Origin of the sequence: Bacillus sp. FJAT-27245 (genome assembly GCF_001273955.1) — a bacterium.
In the GTDB taxonomy this organism is placed as follows: Bacteria; Bacillota; Bacilli; order Bacillales; family Cytobacillaceae; genus Bacillus_D.
This window is the reverse complement of record NZ_LIGI01000001.1, coordinates 2,393,566-2,412,437: the sequence shown is the minus strand read 5'-3', so window position 1 is coordinate 2,412,437 and position 18,872 is coordinate 2,393,566. Positions and strand designations below refer to the sequence as shown.

The 18,872-nt window shown below is 45.8% G+C and carries 18 protein-coding genes; 11 read left to right on the top strand and 7 right to left on the bottom strand.

Annotated elements, in window-relative coordinates:
• The first annotated feature begins 155 nt into the window (after positions 1 to 155).
• The 3 genes from ADU24_RS11600 to ADU24_RS11585 all read left to right on the top strand — a co-directional run bounded on the left by ADU24_RS11600 (position 156) and on the right by ADU24_RS11585 (position 6,049).
• The gene (locus ADU24_RS11600; protein WP_053366784.1) at positions 156 to 2,699 is read left to right on the top strand and encodes a PAS domain S-box protein; all 2,544 of its coding nucleotides are present in this window, start codon (positions 156 to 158) and stop codon (positions 2,697 to 2,699) included.
• Positions 2,700 to 2,883: 184 nt separating this feature from the next.
• Entirely contained in the window at positions 2,884 to 4,941 is a 2,058-nt protein-coding gene (gene fdhF, locus ADU24_RS11590; RefSeq protein ID WP_231689604.1) for a formate dehydrogenase subunit alpha, read from the top strand.
• A 325-nt stretch (positions 4,942 to 5,266) separates the two neighbouring features.
• Entirely contained in the window at positions 5,267 to 6,049 is a 783-nt protein-coding gene (locus ADU24_RS11585; protein WP_053366781.1) for a 3D domain-containing protein, read from the top strand.
• 60 nt (positions 6,050 to 6,109) lie between these two features.
• On the opposite strand, the gene ADU24_RS11580 is transcribed toward ADU24_RS11585, so the two are convergent.
• Positions 6,110 to 7,405: a NarK family nitrate/nitrite MFS transporter gene (locus ADU24_RS11580; RefSeq protein ID WP_053366780.1), complete on the bottom strand. Its 1,296-nt coding sequence runs from the start codon at positions 7,403 to 7,405 to the stop codon at positions 6,110 to 6,112.
• 232 nt (positions 7,406 to 7,637) lie between these two features.
• Between ADU24_RS11580 and ADU24_RS23040 the strand changes: the two genes are divergently transcribed.
• The 5 genes from ADU24_RS23040 (at position 7,638) to ADU24_RS11560 (ending at position 11,804) form a co-directional block, all read left to right on the top strand.
• Entirely contained in the window at positions 7,638 to 7,784 is a 147-nt protein-coding gene (locus ADU24_RS23040) for a lmo0937 family membrane protein (RefSeq protein ID WP_156324566.1), read from the top strand.
• Between the two features lie 247 nt (positions 7,785 to 8,031).
• Positions 8,032 to 9,369 carry a TrkH family potassium uptake protein gene (locus tag ADU24_RS11575; RefSeq protein ID WP_053366779.1) on the top strand — a complete coding sequence of 446 codons (1,338 nt, stop codon included), beginning with the start codon at positions 8,032 to 8,034 and terminating at the stop codon, positions 9,367 to 9,369.
• Positions 9,370 to 9,393: 24 nt separating this feature from the next.
• Positions 9,394 to 10,047: a potassium channel family protein gene (locus tag ADU24_RS11570; RefSeq protein ID WP_053366778.1), complete on the top strand. Its 654-nt coding sequence runs from the start codon at positions 9,394 to 9,396 to the stop codon at positions 10,045 to 10,047.
• A gap of 114 nt (positions 10,048 to 10,161) precedes the next feature.
• The gene (ltaE, locus tag ADU24_RS11565) at positions 10,162 to 11,181 is read left to right on the top strand and encodes a low-specificity L-threonine aldolase (protein WP_053366777.1); all 1,020 of its coding nucleotides are present in this window, start codon (positions 10,162 to 10,164) and stop codon (positions 11,179 to 11,181) included.
• Between the two features lie 23 nt (positions 11,182 to 11,204).
• A complete protein-coding gene (locus tag ADU24_RS11560) occupies positions 11,205 to 11,804 on the top strand; it encodes a hypothetical protein (protein WP_053366776.1) in 600 nt (199 codons plus the stop codon).
• 42 nt (positions 11,805 to 11,846) lie between these two features.
• Here the strand turns inward: ADU24_RS11560 and ADU24_RS11555 are convergent, their stop codons facing one another.
• From ADU24_RS11555 to ADU24_RS11545, 3 genes are all read right to left on the bottom strand, one after another.
• The gene (locus tag ADU24_RS11555) at positions 11,847 to 13,106 is read right to left on the bottom strand and encodes an erythromycin esterase family protein (RefSeq protein ID WP_053366775.1); all 1,260 of its coding nucleotides are present in this window, start codon (positions 13,104 to 13,106) and stop codon (positions 11,847 to 11,849) included.
• A 146-nt stretch (positions 13,107 to 13,252) separates the two neighbouring features.
• The gene (locus ADU24_RS11550) at positions 13,253 to 13,510 is read right to left on the bottom strand and encodes a sigma-G-dependent sporulation-specific acid-soluble spore protein CsgA (protein ID WP_231689603.1); all 258 of its coding nucleotides are present in this window, start codon (positions 13,508 to 13,510) and stop codon (positions 13,253 to 13,255) included.
• Positions 13,511 to 13,533: 23 nt separating this feature from the next.
• Positions 13,534 to 14,064: a D-glycero-alpha-D-manno-heptose-1,7-bisphosphate 7-phosphatase gene (locus tag ADU24_RS11545; RefSeq protein ID WP_053366774.1), complete on the bottom strand. Its 531-nt coding sequence runs from the start codon at positions 14,062 to 14,064 to the stop codon at positions 13,534 to 13,536.
• Positions 14,065 to 14,263: 199 nt separating this feature from the next.
• On the opposite strand from ADU24_RS11545, the gene pssA reads away from it, so the two are divergent.
• Together pssA and ADU24_RS11535 are read left to right on the top strand one after the other, a co-directional pair.
• On the top strand, positions 14,264 to 14,755 hold the full coding sequence (gene pssA / locus ADU24_RS11540; protein ID WP_053366773.1) for a CDP-diacylglycerol--serine O-phosphatidyltransferase: 492 nt from the start codon (positions 14,264 to 14,266) through the stop codon (positions 14,753 to 14,755).
• 80 nt (positions 14,756 to 14,835) lie between these two features.
• On the top strand, positions 14,836 to 15,489 hold the full coding sequence (locus tag ADU24_RS11535; RefSeq protein ID WP_231689602.1) for a YitT family protein: 654 nt from the start codon (positions 14,836 to 14,838) through the stop codon (positions 15,487 to 15,489).
• A 15-nt stretch (positions 15,490 to 15,504) separates the two neighbouring features.
• On the opposite strand, the gene ADU24_RS11530 is transcribed toward ADU24_RS11535, so the two are convergent.
• From ADU24_RS11530 to ADU24_RS11520, 3 genes are all read right to left on the bottom strand, one after another.
• On the bottom strand, positions 15,505 to 16,758 hold the full coding sequence (locus tag ADU24_RS11530; RefSeq protein ID WP_053366772.1) for an MFS transporter: 1,254 nt from the start codon (positions 16,756 to 16,758) through the stop codon (positions 15,505 to 15,507).
• An 18-nt stretch (positions 16,759 to 16,776) separates the two neighbouring features.
• A complete protein-coding gene (locus ADU24_RS11525; RefSeq protein WP_053366771.1) occupies positions 16,777 to 17,277 on the bottom strand; it encodes a DUF3231 family protein in 501 nt (166 codons plus the stop codon).
• 164 nt (positions 17,278 to 17,441) lie between these two features.
• Complete coding sequence (locus ADU24_RS11520; protein WP_053366770.1) at positions 17,442 to 17,714, bottom strand: YqhV family protein; 273 nt, start codon at positions 17,712 to 17,714, stop codon at positions 17,442 to 17,444.
• A 173-nt stretch (positions 17,715 to 17,887) separates the two neighbouring features.
• Here ADU24_RS11520 and ADU24_RS11515 point away from each other — a divergent pair, with 173 nt between their 5' ends.
• Positions 17,888 to 18,871, top strand: a complete 984-nt coding sequence (locus tag ADU24_RS11515) for a sulfonate ABC transporter substrate-binding protein (protein WP_053366769.1) — start codon at positions 17,888 to 17,890, stop codon at positions 18,869 to 18,871.
• Position 18,872 lies beyond the last annotated feature (1 nt).

The following is an 18,872-nucleotide window of genomic DNA, read 5'->3' as shown; positions in this document are numbered from 1 at the left end:
CTTTTCCTGTTAAATTTCACTATGAATATAGGAAAAATTAGTTGGATTTGGTAAGATGCATTCGGAGGTATATTAATTTCTCCAAATTCACTTCCTTAAATGTGAAATTTCTATTACAATTGTATTATAAATGTCAAAAACACAGGGGTTGGTACTTGACAATGGAAAATTTGGCGTTCAGTCCGGTTTTGCTTATATTCGCAATCGCCTTAACAATGATGGCTTCCTATACAGCTTTGGATATGTTTACTCTCATCCAATCTTCAAAAAAAAATAAGGGTTTTTTATTTATTGGCGGAACCTTTTCAATGGGAATAGGGATTTGGGTGATGAATTTCCTCGGGCTTTTATCGGAGGACATGAATAGATTTGCAACTTACCAGATTCCGCTTACATTGCTCTCGATGATTATTGGCATTGCGCTGACTGGCATGGCGTTTGTTTCATTAACTGTCAATCAGGTTAAATTTTCAAGCATGCTATTCGGCAGCCTTTTCCTGACAATGGCGGTTTTTTCAATTCATATAATCGGCATATATTCAATGAAGATCAGCATCGGGTTTAATCCAGCCATTTTTATTGTTTCAGGTTTATTGATTTTTGGCTCTTTTTTATTTTCGCTTTGGATGCTCGTTTATTCGAAAAATTTCAATATGGGAAATTCCGCATGGCTGAAACCGGTAAGTGCCGGGATCATTACCGCCGCTATTGTACAAGGGCATTTTTTGTTAAAGCGGGCGTCAAGCATTGGAGAAACCCCTGCGGTTCAAACAACGCTTATCCCGGATGACTCATTTATTTTTTACCTGGTCCTTTTTGTTGCCTTCCTGATTTTCGGCGGATTGATTATTTCAAGCACCTTGATTAGCAAAAAGCTCGCCGCAGCGGACAGCCATTTAAAGGATATAATGTCAGCGCTTGATGCATCTTCGATTGTCGGCATTACCGACAAAGATGGGAATTTAATTGATGTTAACGGAAAATTCCTGGAAATAACGAAGTATACGAAAGAAGAAATTATCGGGAAAAACCATCGGCTTATGAATTCCGGCTACCATTCCAAGGAATTTTTCAAGGACCTTTGGGATACCGTCCAGGCGGGGAGAATTTGGCACGGGGAGATTTGCAATAAAGCTAAAGACGGTTCTCTTTACTGGGTTGATACAACGATTGTCCCTTTCCTTGATACTAAGGGTAAACCTTATCAATACGTTTCAATCCGCTCTGATATTACCGACCGAAAGAAGGCGGAAGCAGAGCTATTGGAACGGCATAAAGAAATTAGCGATATTACGTTTGCGCTTAACCAATCATCCATTGTGGCAATAACCGATTCAAAAGGGATCATAACGAGTGTGAACGACAAATTCTGTGAAATTTCCAAGTATAGCCGCGAAGAGTTGATAGGTGAGGATCACCGAATACTAAACTCCGGAACGCATACTAAAGAATTTTTTATGGACCTGTGGAGGACAATCGGGAGCGGAAAGGTTTGGAAAGGGGAAATCTGCAACAGGGCGAAGGACGGGAAGCTATATTGGGTCGATACGACTATCGTTCCGTTCCTGAACCACAAAGGCAAGCCGTATCAATATGTTGCAATCCGGTCGGATATAACGAACCGGAAGACGGCCGAGGAGAATCTGAAAGACTCGCTTAAGGAAATCAGCGACTATAAGTTTGCCCTCGACCAGTCATCGATTGTCGCAATAACGGATGCCCAGGGAAAAATTATTAGCGTGAATGATAACTTCTGTGAAATCTCCAAATTTTCGCGGGAGGAGTTGATTGGCCAGGATCACAATATCCTAAATTCGGGACTCCATCCAAAAGAATTCTTCAAAAATCTTTGGCGGACAATCGGCCAGGGGGATGTGTGGAAAGGCGAAATCAGAAACCGGGCGAAAGATGGCTCCTTCTATTGGGTTGACACAACGATTGTCCCGTTCCTCAACGAGAAAGGACGGCCGTATCAATATGTGGCAATCCGAAATGATATTACCGAGCGAAAGAAAACCGAGGATATGCTGCACAGGCAGGATAAGCTTGCTGCGGTCGGGCAGCTTGCTGCTGGCGTAGCACACGAGATCAGGAATCCGCTCACTTCAATGAGGGGGTATGCGGAATTCCTGCAGCTGGATGAACGTGACCCTGAAAGGCAGGAATTTTTGAATATCATCCTTGATGAAATTGAAAGGGTGAATGGGATTGTTGAAGATTTCATGGTTCTTGCAAAACCAAAGGCGGTGGAACTGGAGGAGAAAAACGTTGTTCCAGTCATCAAAACTGTCCTTTCGCTGCTTGAATTTGAAGCACGTAAAAAGGACGTTAAACTTTACTTCGACAATTCCCACGAAATTATCCAAATTGAATGTGACGAAAACAGGCTGAAACAAGTTTTCCTTAATTTTGTGAAAAATGGCATCGAGGCCATGCCAAATGGCGGGGAGCTCCATGTGAAAACGAGCATCGACCAGAACCAGGTGCAAATCTCCATCCAGGATACCGGAGTTGGAATCCCGGAAGAGAAACTCAAAAAACTGGGTGAACCATTCTATACAACGAAAAAAGGCGGAAATGGGCTTGGGCTGATGGTCAGCTTCAAGATTATCGAAAGCCACAACGGTAAGGTCTTTGTTGAAAGCGAGCCTAATAAAGGCACGACATTCAATATTGTCCTACCGGCAAAAACTGCATGATTTTTTTCCTAAGGGGGAGCGGCAGGCCATCCCCTTCCTCATTAAACAATTGTGAAACCGCTTTCGTCATTTAGTGATTATTCATAAAGCTGACAAATTATCCGTGTTAATTTTGCCCAAGCGGTTATGAAAATGGATTAATATGATTATAGAAGGTCTTTATGTTAATAATGGGGGGATCTGAATGGGAGTCCAAAATCTGGTTAAAACGGTTTGTGGCTATTGCGGAACTGGCTGCGGCCTCGTAGTCGAAGTCCAAGATAACAGGATTGTCAAAATTCGCGGTGACAAGGACGCGCCTGTCAATAAAGGGCAAACTTGCGTGAAAGGCTCGTTTGCTTATGAATATGTGCATGCGCCAAACCGCTTAAGTTCGCCGCTAATAAGAAAAGGCGGGCAATTGGTCAAGGCAACCTGGGATGAGGCATTGGGCTTTATTGCCAATAAGCTTGGAACGATCAAAGCGGAGTTCGGGCCTGAAGCCATTTCCATGTTCGCATGTGCGAGGACGACAAACGAATCAAACTACATTACCCAAAAATTCATGAGGGCCGTCATTGGCAGCAACCATATCGACGGCTGTAACCGAACGTGACACGCTCCGAGTGTTGCCGGTCTGGCAACTGTATTTGGAAGCGGTTTCCCAACAAACACACTGGAAGATTTCGAAAAAGCCGAGGTATTATTGTTAATGGGTTCGAACACGAGCGAGGCCCATCCAATCATTGCGAACCGGATTAAGAAGGCTGTAAAATCCGGCTTGAAAATGATTGTCATCGATCCTCGGAAAATTGATATGGTGAAATCATCCCACCGCCATCTGCAAATTAATGTTGGCTCGGATATTGCGCTAATCAATGCCTTTATCCATGTCATCCTTAAGGAAGGGCTCTATAGCGAGGAATTTATCGGGAGGCATACAGAAGATTTTGACGTATTGCAAAAGCGGGTTGAACTGTATACTCCTGAATATTCGGCTTCCATCACTGGGGTTCCCGCGGAAGAGATTGTTGCGACCGCGAGGGAATATGCTTCGGCCAATGGGGCGATGATTGCCTATACGCTCGGGATAACGGAACATCATTGCGGAGTGAACAATGTATTTGATATTGCAAACCTTGCCCTTCTGACTGGGAATATCGGCAAGGAAGGGAGCGGCATCATGCCATTGCGCGGGCAAAACAATGTCCAGGGAGCAGGTGACATGGGCTGCCTGCCAAACCAGTTGCCCGGCGCCATGAGCCTCGCGAATGCCGGGTATAGGGAAAGGTATGAAAACGAGTGGGGAGTCAAGATTAATCCTCAGGCCGGCGACACCCAGACAAGGACATTTGACCGGATCGAGGACGGCGGAATTAAAGCCCTCTATGTTATTGGAGAGAACCCGCTCCTTGCCGATGTCCATATGAACCATACGCGGACGTTATTGGAAAAATTGGATTTGCTCATCGTCCAGGACATTTTCCTGACCGAAACAGCGCAGCTTGCGGATGTTGTCCTGCCAGCCCGTTCCTGGGGCGAGGTCGATGGGACTTTTACAAACACTGACAGGAGAATCCAAAGGACCCGCAAAGCGGTTGACGCCCATCCCGATACGAAAGAGGATTGGGAAATCCTTTGCGAACTTTCCACATTGATGGGTTATCCGATGAGTTACAGCTCGAGCAAAGAAATTTGGGATGAAGTGAGGAAACTCGCATGGGAAATGTATGGCGGCATCTCATACGAAAGGCTTGAAAAGGAATATTCGGTTCATTATCCTTGTCCGGATGAGGGCCATCCAGGGACATTCGTCATGCATGCGCGGTTCCATTCGGATTCCGAGCCGGACAGGAAATCGCCGTTCGTGCCGGTCGATTACACTGCGCCGCTTGAGCTTCCGGATGAGGAGTATCCATTTACCCTGACGACAGGAAGGCGCTATGAATCGTACAATACGCACACGCAAACGCGTTACTATGCTTCCGGGGTAAAAATAAAACAAACAGAAGAAACAATCGATATCCATCCTGAGGATGCCGCTAAGCTTGGCATCGCCGATGGGGATATGGTCCGGGTAACATCCCGCCGCGGGGAATTGACTGTAAAATGCAAAGTAACCGAGCAGGTCGTGCCAGGCCTTGTGTTCATGAGTTTCCACTGGCATGAAACGCCTACGAACGTTTTAACGCTGAACGAATATGACCCGATTTCGGGCACAGCTGAATACAAAGCCTGCGCTGTCGCAATCCAGCCAGTGTAGGAAAGAAGGAGCAGAGAAATCTGCTTCCTTTTTTTGTTACAGAAACGTAAAAGCAACGTAAAAGCCTGCTAGTTTTCTCTATTGTTTGGGTTTTTGGGTCCCGTAATCCACAATTTTTCCCCACGTGGCTTCCGATAAATCCCTCTATTGGTTCATGCGACCATTAAATGCACCATTTTCAGAAGATTCCCTCATTTGGTTACCTTATCGTAAACTTTTAGACATTCTTGTTACTGATTTATAATCCGCCTGTTCTTTGAATTTCGTTTATTCATGTTAACATGGACAATGTGAGTTTGATATAAGAACTAGGAGGTACAGGGAATTGAAGAAAACGTTAGGGAGTTTTATCATCGCGGCAGCAATTTCCGGTACATTTGCAGCCAGCACACAGGCGGAAGAAATTGTTGTCAAAAAAGGAGATACGCTTTGGGGGCTTGCTGGAGTACATAATACAAGCGTCGAAAACATTAAAGCGTGGAACGGGCTGGAGGCTGAAACCATCTATGCCGGAGAAACGCTAAATATTTTTCCAAAACGTATGTACGAGGTTAAAAAGGGTGATACATTATGGGGGATTGCTTCATCCCACAATATTTCCCTTCAGGAGCTTATAAATTGGAATGACCTGAAAAGTGATTTGATTTATCCGGGGATGCAGCTTGCTATAGAAGAAACGCACAACGTACAAGCGGCTCCTGCACAAGCGCAACAGGCAGCAGCTGAAAAGAAGGCGGCTCCTGCACCGGCAGCTCAACCTGCTTCCGCAGCAGCTCCGGAAAAAAAGGATAGTCCTGCACCAATGCAACAAACTAGCGGCAAGGAACTAATCGTCACCGCGACAGCCTATACGGCATCCTGCGAAGGGTGTTCGGGGATAACAGCTACAGGAATCAACCTTAAAAATAATCCTGGGGCAAAGGTGATATCCGTTGATCCATCAGTTATTCCTCTCGGCTCAAAAGTTTATGTTGAAGGGTATGGCTATGCTGTCGCTGGAGATACTGGCGGCGCAATTAAAGGAAACAGAATCGATATTTTCATTCCATCAAAGGATGCCGCTTTAAAGTATGGCGTCCAGAGTGTTAAAGTTAAAATACTTGATTAATAAATATTAAAAAAGCCGGGCAATGGTTGCCCGGCTTTTTGCCGTTAACGGAGCTGATGTCTAGGAAGCCTGTTTTAATGCAAGAACAGCGCTCTTCCTTTGATAGTAGAACCAGTTTAAAACGAAAGAGATAACATAGAAAGCGATAAAGAAATAAAACGCTGTTACTGGAGTGCCGGTAGTATTCACGGACCAGCCGAATAATTTTGGAATGAAGAATGATCCGTATGCCGCGAAAGCAGCCGTGAAACCAAGGACTGGAGCGGCTTCCTTTGGCACGAAAATACCAGGGATCATTTGGAACGTCGAGCCGGATCCGATACCGGATGCTACGAACAGCACAAGGAACGAAGCAAGGAACCCCGTGAATTGTTTTTGGCCAAGGAAGAAGATAACTCCGCCCGCGCCTATCGCCTGCACGATTAAGACGTAAGCTGTAACTTTCGCTCCGCCAAGTTTATCAGCAATCCAACCGCCTAAAGGCCTTGCGGAAGCTGCAAGAAGCGCGCCAAGGAAAGCGAGTGAAACATGCTCAGGGAACTGTGACCTCAAGAGGAGCGGGAATGCCGCCGAATAGCCGATAAATGATCCGAATGTGGCTATATAGAGAATTGTCATAATCCAAGTATGCTTCCTTTTTACAATAACAAACTGATCGGATACCGATTGTTTCGCAGTAGGAAGGTTATCCATTCCGAAATACGCGGCGATTGTCAAAATCGCAATTGGGATGACCCATATGAACGCGGCGTTTTGCAGGTAAACTTGAGAGCCATCCGGCAACGTTTGCGACCCGCCGACGAGTGCGAAGGTGCCTGACGCGATTATAAGCGGTGTAATGAATTGGACGACAGAAACACCCATATTGCCGAGACCGCCGTTTATGCCAAGGGCTGTGCCTTTTTCTTTTTTAGGAAAGAAGAAAGAGATGTTTGCCGTTGAAGATGAAAAGTTTCCTCCGCCAAGTCCGCAAAGTGCGGCTAACAAAAGCATAATGCTGAATGGCGTATCCGGGTTTTGTACCGCGAAGCCGATTCCGATAGCCGGGATTGCAAGGATAGCGGTGGAAATAACCGTCCAATTCCTGCCGCCGAATTTCCCAACAGCGAACGTATAAACAAAGCGTAGCGTGGCGCCAACGAGCCCTGGTATTGCCGCTAGCGTAAACAATTGCTCTTCAGTGAATTGAAAGCCGATATCATTCAGCCTGACCGCAACAACTGACCATATTTGCCAGACAATGAATGCGAGCATGAGCGAAGGGACCGAAATCCATAAATTCCTCCTCGCGTGTTTCTTTCCTTCCTTTTTCCAAAAATCCTCGCTTTCAGGATTCCAATTCGTAATCCTTGCCATGTAAATTTCCCCCTTTTGTTAAATCGGTTAAACACTATATTAGTACTGACAATGTTAATGATAATGTGATGTTACCATCCTAAATGTGATGTTTGTCACTCGATTTTTGAAGGATTTGTGAAAACAGGGGGGAGTTCATAAAGTTGTAAAATCTCTGTCCAACGGCAGGATTTTGTTTTAACCGGGCCATGGCGGGTAAACTATTTTCAAACAGACAGAAAGGAAGATGTCTATGTTATGGACAATCATAGGGCTATTGTTGCTCTTCTGGGTTATCGGTTTGGTATTTAAAGTTGCCGGGGGACTGATTCATTTACTGCTTGTCGCCGCAGTCATTGTCTTTTTATTCAACTTCTTTAAAAATAGGGCGACTCGTTAGTACAAAAGCAAGATGCCGCATCTGGCCGGATGCGGCATCTTGCTTTTACTTCTATTGGAACGATGCAATAAAGAAGATCTTTAACCACTTTCTGAACATGAATACTATTGGGCTGGATAATCTATATAGTAGCTGAAATTTTTCTTGGCAGTTTCCATCACAGGATTTAAGATTAGAAAGTAATGCCATGTGGTAAACCATTATTTATATACTAGGAAAACATTTTGGTTAAAAGAAGGCGAATAGTATGACTGTAAGAAACATTTCTTTGGACCCTCCGAAGGTTCTCGTACTGGGGTTTGTCCTAATTATCCTAATCGGGACAGCGTTGCTGACGCTTCCCGCCGCAACCCCCGACCATCAAGGCCTGCCTCTCCTAAAAGCCTTGTTCACGGCTACATCCGCAACGTGTGTAACCGGGCTTGTGGTCGTTGATACGGGAACAGCCTTAACAACGTTCGGCCAGGTGATTATTCTTTTCTTGATCCAGGTTGGCGGGCTCGGGTTCATGACGTTTGCAACACTGTTCGCTTTCATTCTCGGAAAAAGAATTTCCCTAAAGGAAAGGATTCTTCTCCAGCAATCGTTAAACAATATGTCAATGGAAGGGATCGTCCGCCTCGCAAGGAGAATACTCATTTTTACCGCCTTTTTTGAATCAATGGGGGCCTTGATCCTTTCGATCAGGTTTTCGTTTGATATGCCGGTTGGGAAGGCGGTTTATTATGGAATTTTCCATTCGGTTTCAATGTTCAATAATGCAGGATTTGATATAATGGGTGAATTCCGGAGCTTGACTGGATATGTAAATGACCCAATCGTTGTTTTGACAGTCTGCTTGCTGATTGTTTCAGGCGGCATTGGCTTTATCGTCATAAACGAGTTGTATGACTACCGCCATAATAAACGGCTGTCATTGCATACAAAAATCGTCCTGGCAACTACTGCATGGCTCATTGCGGCTGGGACGCTGTTCATATTTTTACTCGAATTTTCAAATGGGATGACGCTCGGGCCTCTTTCCCCAGGCGGAAAAACCCTTGCCGCTTTATTCCAGTCGATTACGGCCAGGACGGCGGGGGCGAACACAATCAGCATTGGCGATATGACACATTCTAGCGTTTTCATAATCATCATCCTTATGTTTATCGGCGCTTCCCCCGGATCCGCTGGCGGAGGGATAAAGACAACCACGTTCGCGACGCTGCTTTGCGCGGTATGGTCGCAAATCAGGGGAAAGGAAGATGTCGTTTTATACCGGAGAAGAATTGGGTATGAAACGATTTACAAAGCTTTGACCGTCACTTTAAGTGCGCTTGTGCTCATCATTGCTGTCACAATGCTGTTGACAATCACCGAGGACGGCAAGGACTTTTTAATGATACTATTCGAGGCTACCTCTGCGTTCGCAACGGTCGGGCTTTCTATGGGACTGACGCCGGAACTGTCCCCCGCTGGCGAGCTTTTGATTACATTCATGATGCTTGCCGGCAGGGTCGGGCCCTTGACAGTGGCATTCGCAATCACATTGCGAAGGAAACAGGATCCATTCCGTTATCCAAAAGGAAAGATTATGATAGGCTAGGAAGATTGTAAGGAGTGCTTGTAAATGGTAAAACAGTATGCTGTAATCGGTTTGGGCAGATTCGGGATCAGCCTTGCGGAAAGTTTATATGAGGCTGGCCAGGAGGTCCTAGGCGTTGATATTAGCGAGGAACGGGTACAGGAAGCGCAAACGGCTGTCACGCACGCCGTCATTGCGGATTCCACGGATCCTGAAGCGCTAAAGTCAATTGGGATCCGGAACTTTGATACCGTTATAGTTGCGATTGGAAATGACATACAGGCGAGTATACTTACGGTTCTGCTTTTAAAAGAAGCGGGCGTGAAGAAAGTCATCGCCAAGGCGATCAACAAGCTACAGGGACAGGTGTTGAACAAAGTTGGGGCTGACTGGGTTATATTCCCGGAGCGGGACATGGGCGAAAGGGTTGCCCACATGCTGCTGTCGCCAAATGTCCTTAACTTCATTGAATTGTCGAAGGAGTACAGCGTGGAAGAAATCAAGGTTCCATCATCCATGACGAACCAATCGTTAAGGGAGCTGGATTTGCGGGCAAGGTACAATCTAAGCGTGATTGCCATCAGGCATGGGCGGAATATTAATATATCCCCATCACCGGATGAAACCATTGATGAAGGCGATGTACTCGTCGTGATTGGCGGCAACCGGGATTTGGAGCGGTTTGCCAATCTGCAATAGAAGGTTTTTAGTGGATGCCAAAGAGGCGTCCGCTTTTTTTGTTTTTCCCATTTACAGGATGGTTAGGGTAAAATAAGGGATAGACAGAAAATTTACATAAAGGGGATTTAAAACGTGATTGATTTGAGAAGCGACACCGTTACAAAACCGACAGAAGAGATGAGAAAGGCGGCTTACATGGCGGAGGTTGGCGATAATGTATATGGGGAAGACCCGACGGTAAATGAGCTCGAAGAAACAGCCGCCAGGCTCCTCGGAAAAGAAGATGCTTTATTCGTGACGAGCGGTACGCAGGGAAACCAAATTGCCATCCTTGTGCATTGCCGGCCGGGCCAGGAGGTCATCCTGGAGGAACAATCACACATATTTTATTATGAAGCTGCCGCGGCCTCGGCATTGGCAGGAGTTCAAACCCGGACGCTTCCGGGAACCCGGGGTGCAATGGACCCTTCCATGGTTAAAGCGGCGATTAGGGGTGATGACATCCACTATCCGGAAACAGGTTTGATTTGCCTGGAGAATACACATAATCGCGCGGGAGGAGCCGTCCTCCCCATTACCAATATGAAAGAGATATATGAAATTGGACAATTGCATAACGTACCTGTACATATTGATGGAGCGAGGCTCTTTAATGCGGCCGCGGCATTGGGGACCGAGGTGTCCGAATTGGCGCAATATGCCCACACAGTTCAGGTGTGCCTGTCAAAAGGCCTCGGCGCGCCGGTCGGTTCCATTCTTGCAGGAAGCAAAGAATTTATTGTGCGTGCAAGGAAATGGAGAAAACGGTTGGGCGGCGGAATGAGGCAGGCCGGCGTCATTGCGGCACCCGGACTGATTGCCCTGACACAAATGAGGGACAGGCTTGTCGAAGACCACCGGCATGCAAAGCTTCTTGCCGAAGGGATCGATGAAATTCCGGCCTATGCTGTTGTGAATGAAGTCGAAACGAATATTGTAGTCGTTGATGTCAGCAAGTCCGGGATGAATGAACAGGAATTTACGGAGAAGTTGAAGGGGGAAGGCATCTTGTGCGGAACGTTTGGCCAAGGCCTTGTCCGTTTGGTGACAAACTACGGGGTAAGCCGGCAGGATATCCACACCGCCATTTCCGCAATTGAAAGGCTTACATAAAAAGACAGGGGAGATTAAGGGAATTGATTATCAATACTAGGTCAAGTGATGAGCGAAAAGTCACGATGGTTGCTATTACAATTATTATGTTCATTAGCAGTATTTTTGTCCCGTTCGTTATCATTGCATCGATACACAGTATGTTTTTTTTTAAGCGAGAATATTGGTTTTTTGAGACCCCGCCAAGTGCCTACGTTGCATTTATGGGCGGAATGCTCCTATCCGCGTTATTGTTCACCCTTTATCTCGTTTCCGCATGGAAATGGGGGAGCAAAAAACTTGGAATCGTCTTTCTCGCAAGCCAAATCCTCACCATACCCGTGTACATTGGCGCGGTGGACAATTATTACTATGCCACGGATGAAGGGATCTTTTTTAACAACCTGACAGGATATGGCGTGAAAAAATATTCCTGGGCTGATATGGAACGGGTAAAAATCGTTTATCGGCTCTCAAATGGGTCCGTCCGGCTTGATGGATATGAATTTACCGATAAGGCCGGGGATGAACTATTGATTCCTTATACACGAAGAATGGCTGATAGCCAATGGAAAATCGATGAAGTAATAAAGTATTTTAAGCTTGAGGTCACCGATAACTATGATAATCCGATAATGGATTGAAAAATGAGAGGAGTCCCTTTATATGGGGATTCCTCTATTGTTTTAAAATCCGCTGTCCATGGAAAGGGGACTGAGAGCCGTTGTTTCGCTTATAAATAGGAATGCGTCGTACCTGTGGGAAATGGAAGAAGGCACATAGTTTCCGAATTTCTCAAAGCGAGGGTCATAAACAACGCCAATCGCCCTGTGGCCAATTTCCTTAGAAAACTCGTTTCTGTTTTTATCCGTAAAAAAAAGAAGCTTGTCGTCATCCCCGGCTTGGAACAATTCATCCTCCCAACTGAAAGCCTGGGCGGGAGGTACCTCCATTACTTTTAAGGGGGCTCCCCACTGATCAGCCGCAATAACCGTTCCGCGATGAGTGCCAAATCCGCAAATGAAAACATCGCTAGTTCCATGCTGTTCCCTCATTATTTGACCGACATTAATCATGCCTGCCCTCTGCATATCCGTAGCCCTTGCGTCACCGATATGGGTATTGTGTTCCCACACGATGGCCTTTGTGTTTTTGCCATGGAAGTTCATTATTGCATTCAGTGTTTCGGCCATATGGGTATCACGTGTATTCCATGACCCGGCGTCACTCATAACCATCAACCTGTAGTATTGTTCGGCATTTCGGGCGACAAGTGCATTGATCTCCAGATTGAGAGCATCGTCCGACTCCAAGTTATCCTGCCGAACGCTTTTCCTTATCGATGTCAGAAGTTCAACTACTTCCTTCCTGCATCCATCCGATAAATAACCTGCTGACATTGCATATGTTTCATTGCTTCGGTTAAAAGGCTCGAAGCAGGAAAATGCTTCGATTGCAGCCTCCAAGTCCGGGGAGTTTATTTTTTTAAGATAATTTACGATCTCGTCCATTGATTCCCAAAGGCTATAAACATCCAAACCGTAAAATCCGGCCTTTTGATCATCGGGAATCGTTTCGTTATATTCCTTCATCCAGCCAACAAGCCCGGCGATTTCCTTATTTGCCCACATCCAGGTTGGCCAGCGGTGAAAAACCTTTAGGACTTCCTCGGGGGATCTCCTGTCTTTATCATTTTTTATATAAGAATTTATTGCCTGGCATGCCGGCCAGTCTCCTTCAACCGCGATGAATCTGAATCCGTGTTCTGAAATTAGCTTTTTAGAGAGTTCCGCACGGAAAGTGTAGAATTCGGATGTTCCATGAGAAGCTTCTCCCAGGAGAACAAATTTGGCCCTTGCTGCTTGGTGTGCCAATTCATTCAGGACATCTTGTTCTCCTAGCGCCCTTGACCATTTAGTAATTGACTTCCGAAGTTCATTTCCCATCTTAAAGCCTCCTTTCCGATTTCTATTGAAAACATTGTTGTAATCAAAAGGATTTTGTCAATTCATGTTTAAACTATAGTCCTAATAGTAGCGCCTTTTGTCAGTCTTTGCGCTTGCCTGGGAAATAAAGATTTCCCGTTTGCGTTCTAAATTAATTGTTCATATACCTTATTCAGCTGGCCGGCCCGTTCTTCATCCTTTTCATTTAAGGAATAGTCAATTTCCTCAGGAAGGATGGAGTTTAGGAACTTGACGCCGCCTTCATCCAAATCCTCTGCAAATTGTTCAACTGATTGGTATTCGTTTTTTAACAAGTCGAAAAGCTTTTTTCCTTCTGAATGGCCTTCTGTATAATTTGAGAGGATTTCCCTCAGATAAGCTAGAGATTGGTCCATTTGTGCCATATTTAATTCCTCCTAGTGGTGAGTCATTTTTTTTCAAGCAGGGACAAAATTGGCTTAACAGCCTCCGCCAATGAAGGGGCACTTGCATCCGCACCCGTTTTACCAGTGCCGATAAATACGGTCTTGCATCCGGCCGCTTTGCCCGCTTCAATATCCCTTTCATGGTCCCCGACCATAACAGATTCGAATAGGTTGATTCCGTGTTTTTCGGCCAAGTCTGTCAGCATTCCAGGTTCGGGCTTTCGGCAGCTGCAGCCTGCATTCGGTTTATGCGGGCAGTAGGCGATATCTAGAACCTTGCCGCCTTTTTTCTCCAGCATCGAGATGAGACGGGTGTGGACTTTCTCCAGTTTCTCCTCTGTCATAAAGCCAAGCCCGATTCCCCCCTGATTCGTGACAATGAAAACCGGGTAGCCGGCTCTTGTAAGTTCGGCGACCGCATCCGCCGCTCCTTCCAAAAGAAATATCTGTCGCGGATGATTGACAAATTTGACACGCTTCGTTAAAACCTCATTCAGGACTCCATCCCTGTCCAAAAACACAGCCTTTTTCATTTCAAAAAGCCCCTTATTTTAAAAGTAGCCATTATTCTTCCTGTTCCTATTGTTCCTTATCGGCTTCGCGGTTAAACCGAAAATACTAAGCCAATAAACAATTTGAATTTAGGGATTCCGTCAAAAAGTGGAATATTTGTCTTCCAAATAGGGAAATTAGAGGGATAGGTAACGCAATAAAGTGGGAAGGGGTGAGGCAATGCCTTCACCAGTCGTCCGATCTTTGCCTAACTGGTTTACGATCGCCAATTTGCTCTGTGGGGTTTTCTCAATCATTTTGAATATGAACGGCCTTGTCTGGATATCGGCACTGCTTATCTTCGCCGCCGCGCTCATGGACTTGTTCGATGGCAGGATAGCGAGAAGGCTGAAAGTGAACAGTGAAGTTGGTGTCGAGCTTGACTCGCTGGCGGATATTGTCAGTTTTGGTGTGGCGCCGGCTCTGCTAGTGTATACGCTCGCTCCTCATTCAATGCTTTCCTCTTTTGCATTTACATTTTATGCTGCGATGGGGGCTCTCCGCCTTGCAAGGTTCAGTGCAAGCCCAACAATCGGCTATTTTATGGGAATACCTATTCCGTTGGCCGGGTTGGTGATTGCTGGGATGGCTTTGTTTGATTACAGCAATGCCTATATAACGATTATCCTGGCCATCCTGATGGTCAGCCCAATCCGTATTAAAAAATTATAAGGAAACGAGGCAATCCAATTGGGTTGCCTCTTTGCTTTGTTTAGAGCTGCTTGTACTACTTTTCAGGGGAAACGAATAAAATGGAACATAGATGCCTTCCAGGCAAAGCAGGGATGGGGTATATGGGCAGATTTTTAAGAAAAAGCGCTATAGTAACGGCTGGCGGCCTCATCCAGGGGCTTGGCATGGGCCTTTTTTTGTTTCCGCACAGCATCCCTTCCGGCGGTGCAGGGGGGCTTGCCGTGCTCCTTCACCATTTTTTTCTGCTGGATATGGGGTTCGCTCTTTGGGTAGTTAATTTTTCCATGCTTGTCATCGCGATTAAATTCCTTGGTAATCGGTGTACCGTTTGGACAATGTTTGCCATAACGGTAACGTCGCTGTCGATTTATTTTTCACAAAAGGGCATTCCAATTCCCCACAGGCATGTTTGGGTTGATTTAGTGACAGGGTCATTGTTCCTTGGGGCCGGGGTGGGGCTACTACTAAGGCAGGGAGTTTCGAATGGGGGAGTCGGAGTATTGGCTCTCATTATTTCTTCCATGCGGGGAACACTACCAGGCCGGCCCTTATTCTGGATTAATGGTTGTATTTTCCTTCTGACGGCGTCGATCATTAAATGGGAAATCATCATACAGGCGCTCCTAAGCCAATGGATTTCAACAAAGATTGTCGACGTGGTCTTCAAAATCCGCCTGTATGATGCTTACTCTTTTGCCTTTAGGAAAAAGTAACAGGATTTGCACCGGCTATATATAATTATATCGGAACGAATATTTGGTTTTATCTTTTTCATCACCTTTGTTTGGGACATGGATTAGGGCAAGGGCAAGGATTCCGGCGATCAGCGTCAAGGAAGCGATGGTCAGGAACATCCCTGGCCTCGTCCAATCCATCAACCTTGTAAAAATTGGAGGGCCGATGGCGACGCCAATAAACCTCACAGAACCATATAGCGACGTAACAAACCCACGCCTTTCTTTTCCAACAGATCCTGTAATGAGGCTGTTCAGGCATGGGAGAACGAGGCCGGTCCCAATGCTGCTCAGGATAAGCACAAATAAAAATGGTACAAGCTTTTCAAAGAAAACAAGAAGTGCGTATGAAACTGTCATCAAGCCGAGGCCGATAACAATCAGGCGTTTCATTGCCGCGGTATTTTTCCCAATCCGGCTTCCTGTAAGATAGGAGGTCCCGCCCATTACAAGCAGGGGAATCGCCAAGATCAATCCTTTTACGACTCCGTCAATGCCGTACTGTTTTTCCAGGACATCCGAAAGGTAAAAGAGGATCCCAAAAAGGGTGAATAGGCAGACAGCCCCTGCGAAATAAGCTGTCAATAGCCAGCGTCCTTCAAATTTGAAAACACTTGCCAACCCCCTCATGTATTTGCCAAATGGCGGAGGCGCCTGGCGGTGGCTTTTTTCTTTAATGAAAAACAACGTAAGCGTTATTGAAACTAAACAGATTGCCGGAAAAGCAAAGAAAACCGCAAACCACGCCAAAAGGCCAAAAAGAGCCCCAAGGATGGGAGAAAGGACTTTTCCAAGACCATTTGACGCTTCGACAATTCCCAGCACCTTGCTTTGTTCCCCTCCCTTAAACAAATCCCCGGTCAATGCCATGGCGATTGGGGCAGTACCCGCCGCGCCAATTCCTTGCATCGTCCGCCCGGCAAGTATCCACCAATAGGCGCTAGGGAAGCTCGTTGCCGCAAAACCGGCCAATAGCCCTCCGGCTCCGTAAAGGATTAATGCCGGCAGGATAATGACTTTTCTTGAAAATCTGTCCGATAAATAGCCGAGGACCGGGATGAAAAGCGCGGCCGCAATCGAAAAAACCGTAATAGTCATGCTCGTTTGAAGCGGGGTCAAACCAAGCTTTTCTTTCATTTGGGGGAGAATTGGGATGAGCATTGAATTTCCCAGTGTCATTATTAATGGAATTGAGCCAATGGCTGCGACTGTCATGCCGTTATTCTTACTTCCCACCAGGATACACATCCTTTGTTTTGAATGGCACTATTTCAAATTTAAAGGCGGCAGTACAAGCCATCCTTTTTCCTTGTTGATTGCGGCAAGTTTATCCGCGTACTCTGTTTTTTGCGTCAGGAAATCACCGAACATTTCGCGGATATCTGCCCTTAGAGAGAGGCCCATTATATAGCTTGCCAGAACATTCGCGCCTGTTATGTCCTTTGTTAAAAGAGCCGCGATTTCCGAATCGTTGAAGCGTGCCCCGGCGGGTATCTCTTCGGTTGATACATTCGGCCTGTCAGGCGGGGCGGGCGGAAGGCGAATGCCATTTTCCTTTAATACACCCTCAACTTGCTGTTCTTCCTGTTTTACGCAATTCTCCATGAAATCCTCGATAAACACTTTAAGGTCATGGTCGCCCGAATGGTTCGAAAAAACCTGCAAGGCGACAAGATATGCTTTTGTGCCCAGCAAATGCGACCATAGATGAAAAACCTCCCCCGCGTGTAAAGGTTCATCCTGCGGGTTTCCACTCATGATACCCATGGCTATCACTCCATTCTCTGCATGCTTGCGGTTAGTATTTGTGGAAAACCATAAAAATAGCATGAAACTATTTTCCATGTCTGGAAAAACACACACGCAAATCCATTCCGGAAAATTTAAATAAAAAAACGGCACAAATGGCCGTTTTTTTGTCCTAAGAATCCTTATTGTTTTACACCATAGAGTATGCAGGCGACGCCCGCGAAAACCCATACCATCTTTATTAATGACACCTTTTCTACTATTCCTATCAAGCCAATAGTAGTTGTTGACAACAAAATAAGCGGCCCGATTAATGCCAGGGAACTGTTGATCAGCAAAGCTTTTTCTACAGCATTGAACTTGATCATCAGAAGCGCGGCGAAAATTTCTATACCACCCGAGACAATCCGCAATAACGACATGGCCAAAACAGTTTTTTCAATAACAGTAAACATATAGCCCTCCATCTTGGACGAGGTTCTTTTTCAATATATGCTCGGATCGTAAAGGAATAGTACAAACCTTCCTCGCAAGAACAAATTTTATTGGACAGGAACGCATCCTTCTAATTTTCATAGTTTAAAACAGGTAGACGTACGCCCAAATTCTTTGAAAGGGATGGAACCCTATGAGATTGTTTAGAGCGAAAGGGACTCTTTATTGGCTGCTCGTATTCTTTACGGCTTTCACGTTTCTCTCGGGATGTTCGGAAACAAAGAAAACAGATGTGAAAGCCGGGGCGGAAGAGAAAACGGTGAAGACAATCAGAATTGGCTATCAAAAGAACGGTCCGCTTGTCATTTTGAAATCGCTTGGCACCCTTGATGAAACGCTTGAAAAAAAAGGTATTGCTGTCGAATGGAAGGAATTCCAGGCAGGGCCTGCACTTGTCGAAGCGCTGAATGCAGGCACCATTGACTTTGGAAGGACAGGAGATTCACCCCCAATATTCGCACAGGCGGCTGGTGCGCCTTTTGTCTATATTGCAGCGGGAAAACCAAAATTCAACGGAAGCGCGATATTGGTCAAGAAGGATTCGCCCATCAAAACGGTCGAGGATTTGAAAGGGAAGACGGTGGGCTTTGCAAAAGGGTCGAGTTCACATTATTTGCTGATTAAGGGATTGGAAAAAGCAGGGCTTTCCTATTCGGATATTGAGCCAGCATTCCTTGCTCCCGGCGATGGCAGGGTGGCGTTCGAAAAAGGAAATATTGACGCATGGGTTGTATGGGACCCCTTTACGTCCGCGGCTGAAATCGGTTCTGGAGCAAGAATGCTCGTTAACGGTGAAGGGCTCACAACGGATAGGGATTTTTTTCTGGCCAGCACTACCTTTGCGAAGGAACATCCGAAGATAATCGACCAGATTCTGGATGAAATAAAACGTTCGTCTGAATGGGCGAATTCCCATCACGAGGAGCTTGTTGGGATGCTTGCCCCCATTTTAAAAATAGATGAACAATCGTTGGAAGTGGCAGTAAAACGAAGGGTTTATGGGGTGGATGAAATCAATGGGCAAATCAAACGGGAACAACAAGAAATCGCCGATACGTTCTTTAAGTTAGGAATCATCCCGAAAGAAATAAATGTAAAGGATGCCATGCAAAATTAGC

Excerpts from the sequence above, each read along its gene's own strand:
- ADU24_RS11580 (WP_053366780.1), bottom strand. The coding sequence starts at position 7,405 with ATGGCAAGGATTACGAATTGGAATCCTGAAAGCGAGGATTTTTGGAAA.
- ADU24_RS23040 (WP_156324566.1), top strand. The coding sequence starts at position 7,638 with ATGTTATGGACAATCATAGGGCTATTGTTGCTCTTCTGGGTTATCGGT.
- ADU24_RS11575 (WP_053366779.1), top strand. The coding sequence starts at position 8,032 with ATGACTGTAAGAAACATTTCTTTGGACCCTCCGAAGGTTCTCGTACTG.
- ADU24_RS11570 (WP_053366778.1), top strand. The coding sequence starts at position 9,394 with ATGGTAAAACAGTATGCTGTAATCGGTTTGGGCAGATTCGGGATCAGC.
- ADU24_RS11555 (WP_053366775.1), bottom strand. The coding sequence starts at position 13,106 with ATGGGAAATGAACTTCGGAAGTCAATTACTAAATGGTCAAGGGCGCTA.
- ADU24_RS11550 (WP_231689603.1), bottom strand. The coding sequence starts at position 13,510 with ATGGCACAAATGGACCAATCTCTAGCTTATCTGAGGGAAATCCTCTCA.
- ADU24_RS11545 (WP_053366774.1), bottom strand. The coding sequence starts at position 14,064 with ATGAAAAAGGCTGTGTTTTTGGACAGGGATGGAGTCCTGAATGAGGTT.
- pssA (WP_053366773.1), top strand. The coding sequence starts at position 14,264 with ATGCCTTCACCAGTCGTCCGATCTTTGCCTAACTGGTTTACGATCGCC.
- ADU24_RS11535 (WP_231689602.1), top strand. The coding sequence starts at position 14,836 with ATGGAACATAGATGCCTTCCAGGCAAAGCAGGGATGGGGTATATGGGC.
- ADU24_RS11530 (WP_053366772.1), bottom strand. The coding sequence starts at position 16,758 with ATGTGTATCCTGGTGGGAAGTAAGAATAACGGCATGACAGTCGCAGCC.
- ADU24_RS11525 (WP_053366771.1), bottom strand. The coding sequence starts at position 17,277 with ATGGGTATCATGAGTGGAAACCCGCAGGATGAACCTTTACACGCGGGG.
- ADU24_RS11520 (WP_053366770.1), bottom strand. The coding sequence starts at position 17,714 with ATGTTTACTGTTATTGAAAAAACTGTTTTGGCCATGTCGTTATTGCGG.
- ADU24_RS11515 (WP_053366769.1), top strand. The coding sequence starts at position 17,888 with ATGAGATTGTTTAGAGCGAAAGGGACTCTTTATTGGCTGCTCGTATTC.